We start from the raw sequence: 18,804 nt of genomic DNA, 5'->3' as shown, positions 1-18,804 counted from the left end.
TCAACGCAGGGCGGTCTTGTCCGAAACCACCTTCGGGGTCAGGAAGACGAGCAACTCCGACCGGGCACGGTTGCGGACGTTGTTCTTGAAGAAGAAACCGACCACCGGGATGTCGCCAAGCAGCGGCACCTTGTTTTCCGTTTCGTCTTCGGACTGCGTGAAGATACCACCGATGACCACGGTGCCGCCGTTCTCGACCAGCACCTGGGTCTCCACGTGCTTGGTGTTGATCGCAAAGCCGGCGGTGGTCACGCGGCCCACGCTGTCCTTGTTGATGTCCACCGACATGATGATGCTGCCTTCCGGCGTGATCTGCGGCGTGACTTCCAGCTTCAGGTTGGCCTTGCGGAAGGTGACCGAGGTCGCCCCGCTCGACGTGGCCTGCTGGTAAGGCAGTTCCTCACCCGACTCGATGATGGCCTTGACCTGATCGGCCGTGATCACACGCGGGCTGGACACGACCTTGCCCTTGCCGTCGGCTTCCAGCGCCGAGATCTCGAGGTTCAGCGCATGGTTCACGCTCGACGAGAACAGCGAGACGCCCAGCGTGGCCGCCGACGCACCCGTGGACAAGGCCTGGGCCGGCAGGTTCACGAAGTAGCTGTTGGCGACGCTGGCTGCCGAGCCGCTGAGGCTCTGGCCGGTCTCTGCGACCACACCCGAATAGTTCCCGGACAAGCCGAGGTTCAGCTTGCCCGCCGACGCCACCGCTGTTTGGTTGGAAGTACCCAGACGCGCACCCAGCGTGCGACCGAACGAATCGACCGCCTCGATGATGCGGGCCTCGATCAGCACCTGGCGCACCGGGATGTCGATCTTGGCAATCATCTGCTGCACTTCCTCCAGCTTGGAGGGGATGTCGCTGACGAAGAGCTGGTTGGTGCGGGTTTCGAAGATCACACTGCCGCGCGGCGACAGGATGCGCGACGCCGTGCTGCCACTGCTGCCCCCCGTGCTGGTGCCCAACAGGCCCCGCGCAATGACTTCGGCCTTGGTGTAGTTCAGCTGGAACGACTGCGTGCGCGTGGGCTCCAGCTGGGCCACCTGGGCCTTGGCCTCCAGATCCAGCTTTTCCTTGGCGTTGATCTCGTCCTTCGGTGCGATCCACAGCACGTTGCCCGACTTGCGCACCCCCAGGCCCTTGGCCTGCAGAATGATGTCGAGCGCCTGGTCCCAGGGCACGTCCTTCAGGCGCAGGGTCACGTTACCGGTCACGCTGTCACTCGTCACCACGTTGAAGTTGGTGAAGTCGGCAATGACTTGCAGCAGCGAGCGCACTTCGATGTTCTGGAAGTTCAGCGACAGGCGCTCACCCGCGTAGCCCGGTCCCGGGGTCAGCTTGTTGGGATCGGCCTTGCGCTGGCGCACCTCGAGCACGAACTGGTTGTCGGTCTGGTAGGCCGAGTGTTCCCAGTCGCCCTTGGGCTCGACCAGCAAGCGCACGCGGTCACCCGACTGGCTGGCCGACATCTGACGCACCGGGGTGCCGAAGTCGGTCACATCGAAGCGGCGGCGCAGGCGCTCCGGCAGGTCGGTCTTGAGGAACTCGACCATCAGGCTCTGGCCCTGCTGCTTGATGTCGACGCCCACCTGGTTGTTCGGCAATTCGACCACGACCCGGCCGGCACCATCCTGACCACGGCGGAAGTCGATGTCCTTGAGCGCCAGCGGCGTGGCATTGCGGCTGTCGGCGAAGTGCACCGCATCGTCGGCCTTGGCCGCACGGGCCACCGGCGCCGATTCCGGCGTGCCGGCGGCGGCCGGATCGAGAACCAGCAGCAGCGCATTGCCCTGCAACTGGGCCTTGTAAGTTGCCGCCTGGCGAAGGTTGAGCACCAGACGGGTGCGCTCACCTGCCTGGGCCACGTTCACCGAACGGAGGTTGCCCTGGTTGATCTCGACCTGGTTGCGAGCCAGCGAGCTCGTCACGCCCGGCAGATCGATCGCAATGCGCGGGGGGGTCTGCACGACGAAGCCGGCCGGCAACGCGGTCAGCGGTTCGCTGAGCTCGATGCGCACAACCTCGGCACCCGCCTGCTGAGCACTGCTGATGGCCTGAATGGCGGCGGCAGCCCAGGACAGCGGCGACACACATGCCAGCGAGAGGCCGGCCAACGCCATACGCCACGGTTTCATAGTCAGTTTCTCCAGCTTCAATGTCATCGCCCACTCTCCTGCAGTTGCAGCGTCGTGGGACGTTCAATCCATTCGCCCGCGGCGTCCTGGACGATCTCTCGCAAGGTGATCTCGGTTTCGGTGATCCGGGTGATCTTGCCGAAGTTCTGGCCGAGGTATTCGCCTGCCTTCACCTGATACAGCAGGTTGTCGACCTTGAGCAGGGCGTAGGGCGTGCCGCGCTTGTTGACGCTGCCCACCATGGTCATGCTGTCGAGCGGGAAGGACTCGAGCGGCTCCTTGCGGCGGTTGAGCTCGGCCGCCACAGCCGAGTTCGGCTGGCGGGCCTCCTGGCGCAGCGCGCCGGTCAGCTTCTGCACACTGAAGGGCTCGACGCCGTCCATGCCACTGTAGGCCTGCGGGTTGAACTTCTGAGGCGGCGACAGCGGGGTGACGCTCGGCCGCACCTCATGGCGCTGCTGCTCCATCCAGGCGTTGAGCTCATCCTGCTCGGCACTGCACCCGGCCAGCAGGGCCACGCCCAGCAGCGCGGTCAGCCAACGTTGAGACTGCGGGATCACTTGGCTTTCCCCTTCTGCTTGTCGGCGCGCATGGCGTCCACTTCGGCCTGGTCCAGGTAGCGGTAGGTGCGTGCCGTGGCTTCCATGGACAGCGCGCTGTTCGCGTCCTTCGACACGCCCAGGATGACCAGGTTGTGCAGGGTCACGATCCGCGACAGGTTGGCGATGTCGGCCGTGAAGGCCCCGATGTCGTGGTAGCGGCCGGACACCTTGATAGAGATCGGCAGCTCGGCGTAGTAGTCCTTCACCGAGACCTGACCCGGTCGGAACAGCTCGAACTCGAGGCCACGGCCCAGACCGGCCTGGTTGATGTCGGACAGCAGTGCGTCCATCTCGGCTTTGCCGGGCAGCTGCTTTTCCAGCTGCTTGACGTATTCCTCGACCTGCACGCGCTGCTTGCGCAACTCGCTGAGGTTCACGGCTTGCGCCACCTTGCCGCGGTACTCTTCCTTCAGTCTCGGCTCGGTGTCCACCTGCGCCTGGAGCTCCTCGCTCTGGCCGGACACCAGCGTGAACCAGCCGAACGCCAGCACGCCCAGGGTGGTGGCGGCAAACGTGGCCAGCTTGGGCAGCAAAGGCCACTGTCCGGGCTCGTTGGGGTTGAGCCCGCGGAACTGCTCTTGGGCCTGCTCGAACCAGGCGTTGAGATCGATGTTGATGTTCTTGGCCATGGCCTTGCCTCAGGATGACGCGGCGGCGGAGGCCGGCACGACAGGGGCCGACGCGGGTGCCGCCGGGGCCGATGCGCCCGGAGCAGGCGCAGAAGGCGCAGAAGGCGCGGCGGGCGCCGATGCGGCCGCGGCAGCCGCAGCGCTGACGTCCTGCGGACGCTTCAGGCTGACCCGCATGGAGAAGTCGAACAGGCGCTTGTTGTCGCGGGCGTTGCTCGCCACCGCCTTGATCTCCTGCAGGTCGGCGCGCTCCAGCCACTGGGAATTGGCATTGGTGTTGCGCAGGAACTCGGCCACACGCTCGTTGGTCTGGGCCTGCCCGTTGACCAGCACCGACTGGCCGTCCTGGCGGATGGCCGTCAGGTACACCCCTTCTGGCGTCTGGCGCACCAGCTCATTGAGCAGGTAGACCGGCATGTTCCGGTCGGTCTGCAGGTCTTCCACGGCACGCTGACGGGCCTTCAGCGCCTCGATCTCGCCCTTGAGCGACGAGACGTCCTTGATCTCTTCGTCCAGCTTGGTGATCGCACCACGCAGGAAGTCGTTGCGCTCCATCTGCGAGGCGGTCATCTGCTGCAGGACGACGTACCAGAGCGCGACCAGAACCGCGCCGGCCACGGCCGACAGCCCCAGCCCGACGAAGAAGGCCTGCTTGCGAAGCCGGCGTTTTTCCTCGCGGTGAGGCAGGAGGTTGATGAGGATCATGCGAGGAACCTCCGCATCGCCAGGCCACAGGCCGTCAGGTAGGAAGGCGCCTCGCGGCGGAGCTTGCTTTCACGCACGGCCGAACCGAGCTTCATGCCTTCGAAGGGGTTGATCACCATCGAGGCAAAGCCGGTGAGTTCGGTCACGCGGTCCTTGAGGCCGGGCAGCGTGGCAGTGCCACCGGCGAGCATCACATAGTGCACCTTGTGGTGCGGCGTGCTGGTGAAGAAGTACTGCAAGGCGCGCCCGATCTCCTGCGAGAGGCTGTCCACAAAGGGGCCGAGGATGGTCGACTGGAAGTCCTCGGGAAGGTCACCCGACAGCTTCTTGAGTTCGGCTTCCTCGAACGAGAAACCGTACTGACGCGAGATGAGCTGGGTCAGTTGCGCGCCGCCAAAAGCCTGGTCACGGTCGTACAGCAACTCGTTGTCGCGCAGCACCTTGAGGCTGGTGTTCTCGGCACCGATCTCGAACAGCGCCACCAGCGCATCCTTGCCCTGCCCCGGCAGAGCTTCGATGAGCCGCTGCACGGCCAGGCGCGAGGCGTAGGACTCGATGTCGAGGATGGCGGGCTTCATGCCAGCGGCTTCGGCGAGACCCTGCCTGTCCTGCACGCGGTCCTTGCGGGAGGCGGCGATCATCACCTCGACGTCGCCGGCAGAGGACGGGCTCGGGCCGATGACGCAGAAATCGAGGCTCACCTCGTCGAGCGAGAACGGGATGTACTGGTTGGCTTCCGCCTCCACCTGCATCTCCATTTCTTCCTCGCGCAGGCCGGCCGGCAGCATGATCTTTTTGGTGATCACGGCCGACTGCGGCATCGCCATCGCGACGTGCTTGGTGCGCGTGCCGCTCTTGGTCACGACCTTGCGCACCGCTTCCGCCACCTCATCGAATTTCTCGATCTGGCCGTCGGCAATCCAGCCCTTCTCGAAGGGTTCTGAAGCAAACCGTTCCAATACGTAATCGCCAGATGCAGACTGGCTCAATTCGACCAGCTTCACGCTCGATGAACTGATGTCCAGTCCGATCATCGGCGGGTGCTTGCGGCCCAAGAGCGTGTCAAGAAAGCTCACACGATCCCCCATGCGTCGGGGCCCGACGCTGGAAAGTTAATAAACCAGATCAATGCTAGCAGCAAAGAAAATGGGGTTGCGCTGAGAGAAAGCAGGAGAATCCCCCGTCCCGTTGCGAGTTGCACACGCCTTACAAGCCGTTGCAAACATCCGCAATCTGATGCGTCTTGTCGAATCAGGGTGGTGTAACGGCGCGGATGCAACTGGTTTCTATAATCCGCGCACCTTCCCCGGTCAGAGACGATGAGCGACACGCAGCAGCCTTCCAGCCCCCCTTCTCCCAGCGGCGCCCCCGCGCGTGGCCGCCCCTGGTGGGTCACCTGGCTGCTGCGCCCCCTTGCGGCCCTGTGCGGACTGGCTCTCGCCGGCGTGCTGTCCGTGCTGCTGCTGGCCGCACTTGGCTTGGCGGTCGCCTATCCCAACCTTCCCGAGGTGCGCGGCCTTGCAGATTACCGGCCCAAGATCCCGCTGCGCGTCTATTCGTCGGACGGCGTGCTGATTGGCGAATATGGCGAGGAAAAACGTGAATTCACCCCGATCCGGGCCATCCCGAAGGTGATGCGCGACGCCGTGCTGGCCATTGAAGACGCCCGTTTCTACCAGCACGGGGGGGTCGACTACGTCGGTGTGCTGCGTGCCGGTCTGGCGAACTTCAGCGAGTCGCGTAGCCAGGGCGCGTCCACCATCACGATGCAGGTGGCACGCAACTTCTACCTGCCCACCGAAAAGACGTTCACCCGCAAGATCTACGAGATCCTGCTGGCGATCAAGATCGAGCGTCAATTGAGCAAGGACCAGATCCTCGAGCTCTACATGAACCAGATCTACCTCGGGCAGCGGGCGTATGGCTTTGCTGCGGCCTGCGACACCTACTTCGGCAAGCCCCTGCGCGAGATCACGATCGCCGAGGCCGCCATGCTCGCGGGTCTGCCCAAGGCGCCGTCTGCATACAACCCGGTGCGCAACCCGAAGCGTGCCACGTTGCGGCAGCAGTACATCATCGACCGGATGCTCGAGAACGGCTTCATCACCGCAGACGAGCGCGACGTGGCCAAGGCAGAAACGCTGCGCTACCGGGCGAAGGCCCCGATCCCGCTGCACGCGGATTACGCAGCCGAAGCCGCTCGCCTGCTGATGATCGAACAGTACGGCGCCGAGGCCTACACGCGCGGCCTGAACGTCTACACGTCGATCGACATGGCGGAGCAGACCGCCGCCTGGACGGCCTTGCGCAAGGGCCTGCTGGACTATGACCGGCGCCAGGCGTGGCGTGGGCCGCAGGGCTCCATCGAGCTGCCGAGCGACCCCAGACAGGTCGACGTGCGCGTGGCCGAGGCGCTGGAAGACCACCCGGACAGCGACACCAACCGCGCCGCCGTGGTGCTGCAGGCCGAGCCCCGCCAGATCGTCGCCGTGCTGCAGAGCGGCGAGCAGCTGGTGATCGGCCCCGAGGGCCTGAAGGCCGTGGGGCAGGCGTTGACCGACAAGGCCAGCCCCAAGCATCAGATCCGCCGCGGCGCCATCATCCGGGTCAACCGCAACGGTGATGGCAAATGGTTCGTGCAGCAGCTGCCCGACGTCGAGGGGGCCTTTGTGTCGATGGACCCGCGCACGGGCCTGATCCGCGCCATGGTGGGCGGCTTCGATTTCCGCCGCAACAAGTTCAACCACGTCACCCAGGCGTGGCGGCAGCCGGGCTCGAGCTTCAAGCCCTTCATCTATTCGGCCGCCCTCGAAAAGGGGTTCACCCCTGCCACGACGGTCAATGATGCCCCGCTGTTCTTCGACACCGGCGTGACCGGCAGCCAGCCGTGGGAGCCCAAGAACTACGACGGCAAGTACGAAGGCCCGATGTCCCTGCGCCGCGGGCTCGCGAAGTCGAAAAACATGATTTCGATCCGCGTGCTGAAGTCGGTCGGTGCGCGCTACGCCCAGGACTGGATCACGCGCTTCGGGTTCGACGCCGAGAAGCACCCGGCCTACCTGACGATGGCGCTGGGCGCCGGCTCTGTGACGCCGCTGCAGATGGCGAATGCCTATGCGGTCTTTGCCAACGGGGGCTACCGCGTGAACCCCATGCTGGTGACGCGCGTGACCGACAACCGCGGCATGGTGCTGGCGCAGAACCGCCCCACGCCGCTGGACGAACGCATGCGCAGCATCGACGCGCGCAACGCGTTCATCATGACCAGCCTGCTGCAGGAGGTGACCCGCTCGGGCACCGCCGCACGCGCGCAGGCCACACTCAAGCGCCCGGACCTGTACGGCAAGACCGGCACGACCAACGACTCGATGGACGCCTGGTTTGCGGGCTACAGCAGCACCAATGTGGCGGTGGTGTGGATCGGCTACGACCAGCCGCGCAAGCTGGGTGACCGCGAGACAGGCGGTGGTCTGGCGCTGCCGGTATGGATCGAATTCATGGGCACGGCGCTGCGGGATACCCCGGTGACCGAGCCCGCGGTGCCGCCCGGCGTGGTACAGATCGGCGGCGAGTGGTTCTACGAGGAATACACCGCGGGCACGGGCGTGCGCGAACTGGCACCGGACGGCAGTGACTCACCGGCCAGCGCGCCGCCCCCCACCTCGCCGGAGGAAAAGCGCGGCATTCTCGACATGTTTGGCGGCGACAAGCAGCCCTGAGCTGCCTCGCCTGCCGTCAGAACTGCAGGCCGGGGCAATTGCCCTGTTCGCTGGCGCAACTGGAAAGCAGGCTGAAGAATTCCTCGCCCGTGCGCGTGTCCAGCCACCGGCCCGTGGCAAGGTCGTGGCGGAAATGGAAGCCGCCGCGCCGGGCCGCGAGCCACAGCTCGTGCAACGGCGGCTGCGCATTGACGATGAGCTGACTGCGGTTCGGCAGTGACAGCGTGATCATGCTGCCAGTGCGCGCCGAGTCGATGTCGATCACGTCGTCCTCGAGCCAGCGGTCCACGGTGGTTTCGATGCGCGCGAGCGCGACCCGGATCGCCTCGTCGTACTGGGCGTCGGTGAGCCCGGAGGTCGTATCGAGGGAGGTGCTCATGGCAGGGATCCTTAGAATGTCGGAATGAGTCGCAAGTTCGAAATTCTAGGCAGCCCGGAACCGCAAGGGCACCGCACCGACCGATCTCCACTGAAAACGTGGGGCCGGCGCCGCGCCGTTGTGGCGTGCGCGCTGCTTGGCGTCCTCGCGGGCCTGTCGGCCTGCGGCCAGAAAGGCTCGCTCTACCTGCCCGACCGAGACGGCAGCGAACCGCCACCCCCAACCCTCCCCAGAAAATGACCCTTCCCGGCTCCCCCTTCCTGGCCTACCGCGGCAATGACCTTCACCTGGAAGGCGTTTCGCTGAAGGCCCTTGCTCAGACGCACGGCACGCCGCTGTACGTGTACTCGCGCCAGGCCATGCTCGCGGCGCTCGCGCCCTATCAGAAGGCGCTGCAGGGCCGCCCTCACCTCGTATGCTACGCGGTGAAGGCCAACTCGAACCTCGCCGTGCTGCAAACCTTTGCCGAGGCCGGCTGCGGCTTCGACATCGTGTCGGGCGGCGAGCTGGCCCGCGTGCTGGCCGCCGGCGGCGATCCGGCCAAGGTCGTCTTCTCGGGCGTGGGCAAGACGCGCGCCGAGATGAAGCAGGCCCTGGAGGCCGGCGTGCGCTGCTTCAACGTGGAGAGCACCGCTGAACTGGAGGTGCTTTCGCAAGTGGCCTCGGGCCTGGGGCGCACGGCACAAGTCAGCCTGCGCGTGAATCCGGATGTGGATGCCGGCACGCACCCCTATATCTCGACCGGACTGAAAGGCAACAAGTTCGGCGTGGCGCACGAACTGGCTCTGGCCACCTACCGCCGCGCCGCCAGCCTGCCTGGCATCGCGGTGACGGGGATCGACTGCCACATCGGCTCGCAGATCACCGAGGTGTCGCCTTACCTTGACGCCCTGGATCGCGTGCTGGACCTGGTCGAAGCCATCGAGGCGGCCGGCGTGCCGATCCACCATCTGGACCTGGGCGGTGGCCTGGGCATCACCTACACCGACGAGACGCCACCCGGCGCCGACGTGCTGATCGGCCAGCTGCTGGCCCGCATTGACGCGCGCGGCCATGGCCACCGCGAGCTGCTGTTCGAGCCGGGTCGCTCGCTGGTCGGGAACGCCGGGGTGCTGCTCACCGAGGTGATGTACCTCAAGCCGGGTGAGCACAAGAACTTCTGCGTGGTGGACGCGGCGATGAACGACCTGGCGCGCCCGGCGCTGTACGAAGCGTGGATGGCCATCGTGAACACGCAGGTTCGCGAAGGCGACGCGCCGGTGTGGGACGTGGTGGGGCCGGTGTGCGAATCGGGTGACTGGCTGGGGCGCGACCGCGCGCTGGCCGTGCAGCCGGGCGACGTGCTGGCTGTGCTGTCGGCCGGGGCGTATGGCATGACAATGGCCAGCAACTACAACACGCGCGGGCGGGCCGCCGAATTGATGGTGGACGGCGAGCAGGTGTGGGTGGTGCGCGAGCGCGAGGCCGTGAACGACCTGTTCAGCCTGGAACGCCGGATGCCGCGCTGAGCACATGGGCCGCACCTGGCCAGCATGACAAAGGGGCGCCACAGGCGCCCCTTTTGCTTGTTGTTGTCAGGTCTGAACGGGAAAACCGCCCCGAAGGGCGGCTCCGTTTCTTCTTTTTATTGTCTCCTCGTCACCGAAGATCAGAAGGTGTGGCGGATGCCAGCGCCCACGTAGCGAGCGGTGCCGCCCGGGTTGATGCCAGCGCCAGCGAAGACCGGGGTCTCGCGGAAGCCGAACGTGGTGGCAATGACGTCCGGACCGCCCTGGATCGGGGCGCCGACGCCAGCGTCAGCGGCGTTGCCTTCGTCGTCACGAATCTGCACGGCACGCGCGAACAGCGAGGTCCGCTTGGACAGTGCGTACTCGGCACCCAGCATCACGCCGGTGTCCTTGCCCTTCGTGAAGTTGGCAAACTTGATCTGCGACGCCTGGGCCGAGAAGGTCCACTGGTTCACAGGAATACGCGTGCCGATGGCGAAGAAGCGCAGACGCATGTGGTTGTCGCTGGTGGTGAAGTCATAACGACCTTGACCGAACGCACCGTCGATCATGATGCCGTTCTCGAAGGTGTACTTGGCGCCCAGGTTGGCCGCGTCGTAACGCTCAAGGCGGTAGGTCGAGGTGGTGGTGGCATTGGCCGCCGCGCTGTAAATGCCGAACTGAGCACCACCGAAGAGGTTGCGGTGCAGACCCAGGGTGACGTTGAAGTTGGGGCTGAACGCGTAGTTACCGAAGGCGCCCAGGGCACGGCCGGTGTTGTCGGCGGCTTCGGAGCCCGAGCCTGCCGAACCCAGGATACCGCCGTTGTTCGTCGAAGCCGCAGCGCCACGAGCCGCCGACACCTTGCTCAGGGAGCCAGCATTCGGCGAATAGGCGATCGAACCGGTGAACCCACCGGCCTGCACCCAGTAGCTGACCTGGTTGTCCTGACGGACCTGCAGGTTGTTCGTGGCACCGCCCTCGATGAACAGGTCAGTGGCGCCGAAACGCTCGCCGGTCACGAAAGCCGTCGAGTAGAAGATCGGGGCGTATTGACGACCCAGGCGAATTTCACCGACGGGGGTCGTCAGGCCGACATAGCTCTGGCGGCCGAAGATACGACCGTCCTGGCTCAGTGCACCTGTGTCGTGACTCAACTGGCCTTCCAGCACGAAGCTCGCCTTCATGCCTCCACCGAGGTCTTCCGTGCCCTTGAAGCCAAAAGCCGTCTGCGACGATGCACTGGGGGAAACGCGCGTCACGGTGGAGTCCGTGCCCTGCGTACGGGGGTCAGCCGGCAGGAGTCGCACGCCGGCGGTCTTGTGAACGTTGTCGACGCTGACGTCGGCGGTGCCGTAAATGGTCAGACTGGACTGGGCAAACGCTGCACCAGCGCCGAAGGTGGCCAGGGCCAGCGTGACAGCACTGGTGAGGACGGATTTCTGCATTTGTTTCTCCTTGGTACCCCCTCAGCAGAGGGACGAGGAAATTGTTGCGGAACGGTCGTTTGGCGCCTCCTGAGGTTTACGCGATGTGTCGCGAAATGACTACACCCGATGGGGGAGGTTTGACCTGCCGGATTAAGTCGTTGAGGCGAAGAGCGGGTGCAGGCAGCCCAGGAAAGCAGCGGCGCCTGCTATGAGAAGGGCTGAATCCACGCACTGCGCGTAGCCATGAAAAAAGGGCCCGAAGGCCCTTTCTGGGATGTCCGATTAACTTGAATCAGAACTTGTGAGCAACGCCCACAGCCAGACCGCGGGCAGTGTTGCCAGCAGTGTTGGCATAGCCAGCCACGTTCAGGTTGGCAGCGTCGCCGTTGTTCACGTTGGTGAACAGGCCGTACACCGAAGTGCGCTTCGACAGGGCGTAGACACCCTTCAGAGCGACGATGGTGGCGTTGTCTTCGTCACCGCGGATTGCGGTGGTGGCGTTCTTCACCTTCGACACCGAAGCCTGGACAGCGAACTGCTGGCTCACCGGCACGTCCACACGCACGCCAACGAGACGGCGGATCTCAGCGGCGTCGGTGGTCTTGTCCATGTTGTAGTAGCCGGTCAGCTTGGCCACCGAGAAGTCGTAGCCAGCGTAAACCACGGCGCCGGTGTCCTTCTCCGAACCAGATGCGTTGGCCTTACCGTTCAGATAACCCAGGCCAGCAACCAGGCCGTTGGCGGCGTACTGGGCGTTGAAGCCCCAGGTCTTGCCGGTGTCAACGCCGTAGGTTTCGGTGCCAGCAGCAGCCGACGTGCCAGCAGCGGTGCTGTATTGCACTTGGGCAGTCAGGCCCGGGACCATGGCGGGAGCCACATAGGTCACGGTGTTGTCCAGGCGACGGTACTTGTCACCAGCGAACGTGCCGGCGATCTTGAAGTCGTCATAGCCCTGAGCGCCCAGCAGCGCGGTGTTGCCGACCAGCAGGCCAGCCGACGAATCCTGACGACCCAGGCGCAGTTCGCCGAAGCCACCGGACAGACCCAGCCATGCGGCGCGTTCGAAGAAGCGAGCGGAGTTGCCCTGGGCGCCCGTGTCAGCCTTGACAGCGGTTTCCAGAACGAAGTTGCCCTTCAGGCCGCCACCCAGGTCTTCCGTGCCACGGAAACCCAGACGCGAGGTGGCCAGGTTGTCCGACGACACGCGGGTCACGGTGTTATCGCCGCCCTTGACGCTTTCCAGCGAGGCGTCGACCACGCCGTACAGGGTGACGGACGATTGAGCGAAGGAAGCAGAGGATGCGGCGATGGCAGCCAGAGCCAGCAGAGTCTTTTTCATGGACTTCTCCAGTTAGTTTCGAACGCTTCAGACGGGTTGCGATGGGGACCACAAGGGATTCACCGTATGAAAACTTGCCGACGCGAAAACCGGCAGGTCCGTCTGAAACTGAGATGCATTGCAGCAGACTTTTTCCGGGAACGTGATGACACGGTTGTCATAAACGGGTCTCTCCACCGGCTTGCGTTGCCATCGTGCAACAAAGATGTCCGGAAATCCCGGCGAACCAGCCATGTGGGGAGGGCCTGCACGCGCTCGCAAAACGGCGACACACGTGCTGTCTGCACGGGCCGGATCGGCCGATAATCACTGTATGAGTATCCAGACCGACGACTTCAGTCCGGCCCCTGCCCGCAAGACACGCAGCGGGGGTGCGGCCTCGCCCTTTCTGGAAGAGCTGGGGGCCGCAGACCGTGTGGTGGGCGCTTCGGTGGCGTCCAGCAACGAGGATGCGCTGGAGCGGGCGTTGCGCCCGAAGGACCTCGACGAGTATGTCGGTCAGGCCAAGGCCCGGGAGCAGCTCGAAATCTTCATCGGCGCAGCGCGCAAGCGTCAGGAGGCGCTCGACCACGTGCTGTTGTTCGGCCCCCCGGGGCTGGGCAAGACGACGCTGAGCCACATCATCGCGACCGAGCTGGGGGTGAACCTGCGGCAGACCTCGGGCCCGGTGCTGGAAAAGCCGAAGGATCTGGCGGCCATCCTGACCAACCTCGAGCGGCATGATGTGCTGTTCATTGACGAGATCCACCGACTGAGCCCCGTGGTGGAGGAAATCCTCTACCCGGCGCTGGAGGATTACCAGATCGACATCATGATTGGCGAAGGGCCAGCGGCGCGGTCGATCAAGCTGGATCTGCAGCCGTTCACGCTGGTGGGTGCCACGACGCGGGCCGGCATGCTGACGAACCCCTTGCGGGACCGCTTCGGCATCGTCGCACGACTGGAGTTCTATTCCGCCGAGGAACTGGGACGCATCGTGACGCGCTCGGCCCGGTTGCTGGGCGCGCCGATTGACGAAGAAGGCGCGATGGAGGTGGCGAGACGTTCACGGGGCACGCCCCGGATTGCGAACCGCCTGCTGCGGCGTGTGCGCGACTACGCCGAGGTCAAGGGCGATGGGCGCATCACCCGGCCCATGGCCGACAAAGCCCTGGCCATGCTGGACGTGGACCCGGTGGGCTTTGATGTGATGGACCGCAAGCTGCTGGAGGCCATCATCCACCGCTTCGATGGCGGGCCGGTGGGACTGGACAACGTGGCCGCGGCCATTGGCGAGGCGCGCGACACGATCGAAGACGTGATCGAGCCGTATCTGATTCAGCAGGGTTACCTGCAGCGCACGCCGCGCGGGCGCGTGGCCACGGCGACGGCGTTCCGGCATCTGGGGCTGCAGCCGCCACAGGCGGGCGACCTGCTGGACGGGATCTGACTGGCCGCGGCCCGTCGAGGGCCGCCCCAATGATTCAGCGGCGGCGCAGCAGGTGGACGAATTCCTCGCGGCCCCCGGCTTCGTCGGCCTGCTGGTCGATCAGTTCGTTGCCGGTCTGGCGGGCGAAGGCCTGGAAGTCGCGCACCGAACCGGGGTCGGTGGCCAGCACCTTGAGGACTTCGCCGCTGTGCATGTCGGACAGCGCCTTCTTGGCCTTGAGGATGGGCAGCGGGCAGGTCAGGCCGCGGGCGTCGAGTTCTTTGGCGATGGTGATGGACATGGCTGGTGCCTTTTCAGGGGGAACGCCGGTCGTCAGGCCGGGAAGACGCCGGTGGAGAGATAGCGGTCGCCTCGGTCACACACGATGAAGACAATCGTGGCGTTGCTCAGATTCTGCGCCAGTTGCAGTGCCGCCCAGCAGGCACCGGCAGCGGAGATGCCACAGAACAGCCCTTCCTCGCGTGCGAGGCGGCGGGCCATGTCTTCGGCATCGGCCTGGCCCACATAGAACAGTTCGTCGACCCGGCTCGGTTCGTAAATCTTGGGCAGGTACGCTTCGGGCCACTTGCGGATGCCGGGGATGCGCGAGCCTTCCTGGGGCTGGGCACCGACGATGCGCACCTCGGGGTTCTGCTCTTTCAGGAAGCGCGAGGTGCCGGTGATGGTGCCGGTGGTGCCCATGGCGCTCACGAAGTGGGTGATGCGGCCCTGGGTGTCGGCCCAGATCTCGGGGCCCGTGGTGTCGTAATGCACCGCGGGGTTGTCGGGGTTGGCGAACTGATCGAGCACCACGCCCTTGCCTTCGCGCACCATCTGGTCGGCCAGGTCGCGGGCGTATTCCATGCCGCCGCTCTTGGGCGTGAGGATGAGCTCGGCGCCGAAGGCCTTCATGGTCTGCGCGCGCTCGATGGAGAGGTCCTCCGGCATGATGAGGATCATGCGGTACCCGCGGATGGCGGCCGCCATGGCGAGCGCGATGCCGGTGTTGCCCGAGGTGGCCTCGATCAGCGTGTCGCCGGGCTTGATGTGGCCGCGCTCTTCGGCACGGCGAATCATGTTGATCGCGGGACGGTCCTTGACGGAGCCGGCCGGGTTGTTGCCCTCGAGCTTGGCGAGGATCACGTTGCCGCGGGCGTCGTTGTCGGCGCCGGGCACCCGTTGCAGGCGGACGAGCGGGGTCTTGCCGATGGCGTCTTCGAGGGTCGGGTAGTGCATGCCCGCTATTGTGGCAGGCTGCCGAAGCCCTCACGGGCGGCCCGACTGGTGCCCCGGGCCGGACTCGAACCGGCACTCCTTGCGGAACCGGATTTTGAATCCGGCGCGTCTACCAATTTCACCACCAGGGCACGGGGGAAAGACCAAAAGGATAGCACAGGGGTGACGTCCCGCTGCGCCGCGTCACGGCTGGAACGACACACCGGCTGGCCGGCCCGGCAGGCGAAGGGTGGCGGTGGCAGGCGGCGTTTGCGCCACCAGTTGGCCAGCACGCCACACCATCAGACGGGTGGCACGCAGGCGGATGGCCTCTACCGGGTCTCGTGCCTGCAACAACACCAGATCGGCTCGGCAGCCAGGGGCGATGCCGTAGCCGTCCAGGCCGAGGATGGCGGCCGGGGTGGCGGTGACGGCGTCGAAGCACTGCCGCATCGCGGTCTGGCTCGTCATCTGCGCCACATGCAGCCCCATGTGGGCGACCTCGAGCATGTCGCCACTGCCCAGGCCGTACCAGGGGTCCATCACACAGTCGTGTCCGAAGGCGACCGGGATGCCGGCGGCGAGCAGCTCGGGCACGCGGGTCATGCCGCGGCGCTTGGGGTAGGTGTCGTGGCGGCCCTGCAGGGTGATGTTGATGAGCGGGTTAGCGATGGCGGCCACGCCGGCCTCGCGCATCAGGGGCAGCAGCTTGCTGACGTAGTAGTTGTCCATGCTGTGCATGGAGGTGAGGTGCGAGCCGGCCACCCGGCCCTGCAGGCCCAACCGCTGCGCGTGAAAAGCCAGCGTCTCGATGTGGCGCGAAAGGGGGTCGTCGGTTTCGTCGCAGTGCAGGTCGACGCGCAGGCCGCGCTCGGCGGCCAGCTCGCACAGCAGGCGAACGGATTCCGCGCCCTGCTCGGCCGTGCGCTCGAAATGCGGGATCCCACCCACGACGTCGACGCCCATGTCGAGCGCGCGACGCAGGGTGTCGAGCGCACCCGGGCTGCGCAGGACGCCGTCCTGCGGGAACGCCACCAGCTGCAGATCCAGATAGGGCTTCACGCGCTCACGCACGTGCAGCAGGGCCTCGACCGCCAGCAGGCGCGGATCGCACACGTCGACGTGCGAGCGGATGGCGAGCAGCCCCCGGGCCACGGCCCAGTCGCAGTACGCCAGGGCCCGCTCGACGAGGGCCTGCTGCGTGAGCAGGGGCTTGAGCTCGCCCCACAGCGCGATGCCTTCCAGCAGCGTGCCGGACGCGTTGACCCGGGGCTGGCCGTAGCTCAGCGTCGAGTCCATGTGGAAGTGGGCGTCGACGAAGGGGGGTGTGAGCAGCTGGCCCTGGGCGTCGACCTCGGTGGCAGCCTGCGACGCGAGCGCCGGCTGCACCGCGATGATGCGGCCGTTCTGGATGCCGACGTCCTGGTCGGTGCGCCCGTCGGGCAGCGTGCAGTGGCGGATGAGGAGGTCGAGCACCGTGGGGCCCTTTCGTCAGACCGTGCCGAAGATGCGGTCGCCGGCGTCGCCGAGGCCGGGCACGATGTAGCCGTGGTCGTTGAGGTGGCTGTCGAGCGCGGCCATGACGATGGGCACGTCGGGGTGGTGTTCGAGCATGTTGCGCACGCCTTCGGGCGCGCCCAGCAGGCACAGCAGCTTGATGCTGCCGCAGCCCAGGGCCTTGATGCGGTCGATGGCGGCCACGGCCGAGTTGCCGGTGGCGAGCATGGGGTCGACGACGATGATCTGGCGCTCGGCGATGTCGGACGGCGCCTTGAAGTAGTACTCGACGGGCTGCAGGGTCTGCGGATCCCGGTACAGGCCCAGGTGGGCCACGCGCGCCAGCGGCAGCACGGACAGGGCGCCATCCAGCAGGCCGTTGCCGGCGCGCAGGATGGACACGAGGCACAGCTTCTTGCCGCTGATGATCGGGGACTGCATCTCGCAGATCGGCGTGCGGATGGTCTGCAGCTCGGTGGGCAGGTCGCGCGTGGCCTCGTAGACCAGCATCTGGCTGACCTCGCGGAGCAGGTTGCGGAAGGAGTCGGTGTTCGTCTCTTCGGCGCGCAGCCATGTCAGCTTGTGCTGGACGAGCGGGTGGTCAACGAGCGTGAGGTTCGGAAAGTCGGTGGTCATGGTTCGCAATGCATCGAAGGTCGATCAGAACACGGTGCCATCGCTGTCGATGTGCACGGGGGGCGGGCCACCGGGGCGCTTGGCCTGCGCGATGCGACGGCCCGCGGCCCAGCTGCCCCCTTCCAGCACGCGCGACAGCGGCAGTTGCTCGGGCGTGAGCCGCAACTCGCCGCGCACCGCCTCGGCCAGATGATCCATGATCACCACGGTGAGCGCACGCCATTCGACGATGGGCTCGGCGTCGGCACGCCACCGCGTGGTGTGGAAGGCACGGTCGCGCGCCTGCAGGAGCCCCAGGTCGAGCAGCAGGCCTCCGTTGCGGCAATCGGGCAAGGCCGTCAGCTCATCGAGCCCCACCACGGTGAGGCCGGCCTCTTCCAGCGGCTCGACGAGCGCATAGGTCATCCACTGGCTCAGCTGGTGCAGCGGCACCCAGCCACCCGGGACATCGGGGTGGGGCCAGCAGTCGCCGAGCGGGATGCCGTCCAGCGCGGGTCGCTCGGGCCAGATGCCGCCCAGGGTGGTGAGCAGCAGGCGCAACACGGCTTCAGCGTGCACGCAACCCGTGGGAGACCGCCGCAAGAGCGTGTCGACCAGGTGGCCGGGCCGCAGACCGGAGGCCTCGGGGTGGCCATAGACATCGGGATGGCTGCGCAGCGCGAGTGCAAGCTGGCGCAACAGATTGGCCCGCCCTTCCAACCCCGGCAGCACGTTGTGCTCATTCACCTGAAAGGCCAGCGCCAGATCAGCGGTCGGCAGGCGCTCCAGCCCGACGGCATCCGCACGACACGGATGGTGGGGGTCGCTGGACAGGGCGCCGCCGGCCCACCAGTGCAGACTCGCCACGCCCAGCCCTTCGGCCCCGGCCAGTTGCTGGCCCGTCGACAGGTCGGCATAGCCCCACGCTGCGCCCGCACTGGCATCGAGCAGCACGCTGATCACGGCCAGATCGACACGGGCCCGAGCCCGCTCCAGCCGCATCGCGGGGCGATCCAGGCCGTGGCGCGAAGCGACCTGCGCCCAACGGTCCACGTTGCCCGCCGCGAAATGGCGCCAGCGGCTGTGGCGTGGCACCCGAAGATCTGGATGCCGCTCGCGGATCACCTGCGTGACGTAGGCCGAGACGAGGGCCATGCGCTCGGGATGCCAGGTGAAATGCCGGGCGAGACCCGCCTGGGCCTGCGCCATCAGCGCCTGGCAGTGCAAGCGCACGGCCTGCGCGGACAGGAGGCGGTCGGCCAGCCCTGTCGGGGCGACATTTCGGCGGGCGCTCATGAGCGGAACCCAGGGTGAGGTGACATGGTTTGCGGCCTCCTGCAAGAAGGGGCCCGGCAATCGGCCCCTTCCCTGCCTTAGCCAGTTGCGTGCCAAGGTGCCACGCCACTGACGCTCCCACGCTCCTGGCCAGGGATCCGGGCCGCGGGTGCGATGCGGGCAGGCGGCCGGCCCTATGATGTCGGCTCACTGACTGAGGAAACCACACGCGCATGCCTCCGATGCCCCCGATCACTCAGGCCCTGCTCCTCGTGAATGTGGGCGTGTTCTGTCTGGACCTCGCTCTCGGCGGGATGTTGTCGCAGTTCATGGCCCTGTGGCCGGTGCAAGGGCCGTTCTTCTACCCC

At 66.2% G+C, this 18,804-nt stretch carries 17 protein-coding genes and 1 tRNA gene; 4 read left to right on the top strand and 14 right to left on the bottom strand.

Annotated features, from left to right (window positions below):
• Genes Q0Z44_RS03185 through Q0Z44_RS03165 form a run of 5 tightly spaced genes read right to left on the bottom strand, consistent with a single transcriptional unit; the run spans position 1 to position 5,148 of the window.
• Positions 1-2,136, bottom strand: coding sequence for a type IV pilus secretin PilQ (locus Q0Z44_RS03185; RefSeq protein ID WP_298010193.1), 2,136 nt, complete (start codon positions 2,134-2,136; stop codon positions 1-3).
• Positions 2,137-2,159: 23 nt separating this feature from the next.
• Positions 2,160-2,693: a pilus assembly protein PilP gene (locus Q0Z44_RS03180; protein WP_245932784.1), complete on the bottom strand. Its 534-nt coding sequence runs from the start codon at positions 2,691-2,693 to the stop codon at positions 2,160-2,162.
• A complete protein-coding gene (locus Q0Z44_RS03175) occupies positions 2,693-3,367 on the bottom strand; it encodes a type 4a pilus biogenesis protein PilO (protein ID WP_298010190.1) in 675 nt (224 codons plus the stop codon). Before Q0Z44_RS03175 ends, Q0Z44_RS03180 begins: the two co-directional genes overlap by 1 nt.
• A gap of 9 nt (positions 3,368-3,376) precedes the next feature.
• Positions 3,377-4,072: a PilN domain-containing protein gene (locus Q0Z44_RS03170; RefSeq protein WP_298010187.1), complete on the bottom strand. Its 696-nt coding sequence runs from the start codon at positions 4,070-4,072 to the stop codon at positions 3,377-3,379.
• On the bottom strand, positions 4,069-5,148 hold the full coding sequence (locus Q0Z44_RS03165; protein WP_109038388.1) for a pilus assembly protein PilM: 1,080 nt from the start codon (positions 5,146-5,148) through the stop codon (positions 4,069-4,071). The genes Q0Z44_RS03170 and Q0Z44_RS03165 overlap by 4 nt, the downstream gene beginning before the upstream one ends.
• A 243-nt stretch (positions 5,149-5,391) precedes the next feature.
• Here Q0Z44_RS03165 and Q0Z44_RS03160 point away from each other — a divergent pair, with 243 nt between their 5' ends.
• The gene (locus tag Q0Z44_RS03160; RefSeq protein WP_298010181.1) at positions 5,392-7,791 is read left to right on the top strand and encodes a penicillin-binding protein 1A; all 2,400 of its coding nucleotides are present in this window, start codon (positions 5,392-5,394) and stop codon (positions 7,789-7,791) included.
• Positions 7,792-7,807: 16 nt separating this feature from the next.
• Here the strand turns inward: Q0Z44_RS03160 and cyaY are convergent, their stop codons facing one another.
• Positions 7,808-8,170 carry an iron donor protein CyaY gene (gene cyaY, locus Q0Z44_RS03155; protein WP_109037239.1) on the bottom strand — a complete coding sequence of 121 codons (363 nt, stop codon included), beginning with the start codon at positions 8,168-8,170 and terminating at the stop codon, positions 7,808-7,810.
• 24 nt (positions 8,171-8,194) lie between these two features.
• Between cyaY and Q0Z44_RS18285 the strand changes: the two genes are divergently transcribed.
• Entirely contained in the window at positions 8,195-8,410 is a 216-nt protein-coding gene (locus Q0Z44_RS18285) for a lipoprotein (protein ID WP_109037240.1), read from the top strand.
• On the top strand, positions 8,407-9,678 hold the full coding sequence (lysA, locus tag Q0Z44_RS03150) for a diaminopimelate decarboxylase (RefSeq protein ID WP_298010176.1): 1,272 nt from the start codon (positions 8,407-8,409) through the stop codon (positions 9,676-9,678). Before Q0Z44_RS18285 ends, lysA begins: the two co-directional genes overlap by 4 nt.
• Before the next feature lie 140 nt (positions 9,679-9,818).
• On the opposite strand, the gene Q0Z44_RS03145 is transcribed toward lysA, so the two are convergent.
• Complete coding sequence (locus tag Q0Z44_RS03145; RefSeq protein WP_298010173.1) at positions 9,819-11,105, bottom strand: porin; 1,287 nt, start codon at positions 11,103-11,105, stop codon at positions 9,819-9,821.
• A gap of 274 nt (positions 11,106-11,379) precedes the next feature.
• Positions 11,380-12,426: a porin gene (locus Q0Z44_RS03140; RefSeq protein WP_298010170.1), complete on the bottom strand. Its 1,047-nt coding sequence runs from the start codon at positions 12,424-12,426 to the stop codon at positions 11,380-11,382.
• A 313-nt stretch (positions 12,427-12,739) separates the two neighbouring features.
• Here Q0Z44_RS03140 and ruvB point away from each other — a divergent pair, with 313 nt between their 5' ends.
• A complete protein-coding gene (gene ruvB / locus Q0Z44_RS03135; protein WP_298010167.1) occupies positions 12,740-13,855 on the top strand; it encodes a Holliday junction branch migration DNA helicase RuvB in 1,116 nt (371 codons plus the stop codon).
• Positions 13,856-13,889: 34 nt separating this feature from the next.
• Here ruvB and Q0Z44_RS03130 read toward each other — a convergent pair whose 3' ends face one another.
• The 6 genes from Q0Z44_RS03130 to Q0Z44_RS03105 form a co-directional block, all read right to left on the bottom strand.
• On the bottom strand, positions 13,890-14,129 hold the full coding sequence (locus Q0Z44_RS03130; protein WP_298010371.1) for a sulfurtransferase TusA family protein: 240 nt from the start codon (positions 14,127-14,129) through the stop codon (positions 13,890-13,892).
• 38 nt (positions 14,130-14,167) lie between these two features.
• Positions 14,168-15,070 (bottom strand): cysteine synthase CysM, encoded by a 903-nt coding sequence (cysM, locus tag Q0Z44_RS03125; protein WP_298010164.1) that lies wholly within the window; start codon positions 15,068-15,070, stop codon positions 14,168-14,170.
• Between the two features lie 46 nt (positions 15,071-15,116).
• Positions 15,117-15,201 (bottom strand) — tRNA-Leu (locus Q0Z44_RS03120).
• A 52-nt stretch (positions 15,202-15,253) separates the two neighbouring features.
• On the bottom strand, positions 15,254-16,525 hold the full coding sequence (locus tag Q0Z44_RS03115; protein WP_298010161.1) for an amidohydrolase family protein: 1,272 nt from the start codon (positions 16,523-16,525) through the stop codon (positions 15,254-15,256).
• Positions 16,526-16,540: 15 nt separating this feature from the next.
• The gene (gene upp, locus Q0Z44_RS03110) at positions 16,541-17,182 is read right to left on the bottom strand and encodes a uracil phosphoribosyltransferase (RefSeq protein WP_298010158.1); all 642 of its coding nucleotides are present in this window, start codon (positions 17,180-17,182) and stop codon (positions 16,541-16,543) included.
• A gap of 24 nt (positions 17,183-17,206) precedes the next feature.
• Positions 17,207-18,457: a DUF1688 family protein gene (locus tag Q0Z44_RS03105; protein WP_298010155.1), complete on the bottom strand. Its 1,251-nt coding sequence runs from the start codon at positions 18,455-18,457 to the stop codon at positions 17,207-17,209.
• Positions 18,458-18,804: the final 347 nt, after the last annotated feature.

The sequence above is a fragment of the uncultured Aquabacterium sp. genome, from assembly GCF_947366995.1.
Taxonomy (GTDB): Bacteria; Pseudomonadota; Gammaproteobacteria; order Burkholderiales; family Burkholderiaceae_C; genus Aquabacterium.
The sequence above is the reverse complement of the archived record's forward strand: the minus strand, read 5'-3'. Positions and strand labels throughout refer to the sequence as shown.

What these genes read in the sequence shown, in the direction of transcription:
- cysM (WP_298010164.1), bottom strand. Translation starts at nt 15,070, where the DNA reads ATGCACTACCCGACCCTCGAAGACGCCATCGGCAAGACCCCGCTCGTC.
- upp (WP_298010158.1), bottom strand. Translation starts at nt 17,182, where the DNA reads ATGACCACCGACTTTCCGAACCTCACGCTCGTTGACCACCCGCTCGTC.
- Q0Z44_RS03170 (WP_298010187.1), bottom strand. Translation starts at nt 4,072, where the DNA reads ATGATCCTCATCAACCTCCTGCCTCACCGCGAGGAAAAACGCCGGCTT.
- ruvB (WP_298010167.1), top strand. Translation starts at nt 12,740, where the DNA reads ATGAGTATCCAGACCGACGACTTCAGTCCGGCCCCTGCCCGCAAGACA.
- Q0Z44_RS03160 (WP_298010181.1), top strand. Translation starts at nt 5,392, where the DNA reads ATGAGCGACACGCAGCAGCCTTCCAGCCCCCCTTCTCCCAGCGGCGCC.
- lysA (WP_298010176.1), top strand. Translation starts at nt 8,407, where the DNA reads ATGACCCTTCCCGGCTCCCCCTTCCTGGCCTACCGCGGCAATGACCTT.
- Q0Z44_RS03185 (WP_298010193.1), bottom strand. Translation starts at nt 2,136, where the DNA reads ATGAAACCGTGGCGTATGGCGTTGGCCGGCCTCTCGCTGGCATGTGTG.
- cyaY (WP_109037239.1), bottom strand. Translation starts at nt 8,170, where the DNA reads ATGAGCACCTCCCTCGATACGACCTCCGGGCTCACCGACGCCCAGTAC.
- Q0Z44_RS18285 (WP_109037240.1), top strand. Translation starts at nt 8,195, where the DNA reads ATGAGTCGCAAGTTCGAAATTCTAGGCAGCCCGGAACCGCAAGGGCAC.
- Q0Z44_RS03105 (WP_298010155.1), bottom strand. Translation starts at nt 18,457, where the DNA reads ATGAGCGCCCGCCGAAATGTCGCCCCGACAGGGCTGGCCGACCGCCTC.
- Q0Z44_RS03175 (WP_298010190.1), bottom strand. Translation starts at nt 3,367, where the DNA reads ATGGCCAAGAACATCAACATCGATCTCAACGCCTGGTTCGAGCAGGCC.
- Q0Z44_RS03140 (WP_298010170.1), bottom strand. Translation starts at nt 12,426, where the DNA reads ATGAAAAAGACTCTGCTGGCTCTGGCTGCCATCGCCGCATCCTCTGCT.
- Q0Z44_RS03145 (WP_298010173.1), bottom strand. Translation starts at nt 11,105, where the DNA reads ATGCAGAAATCCGTCCTCACCAGTGCTGTCACGCTGGCCCTGGCCACC.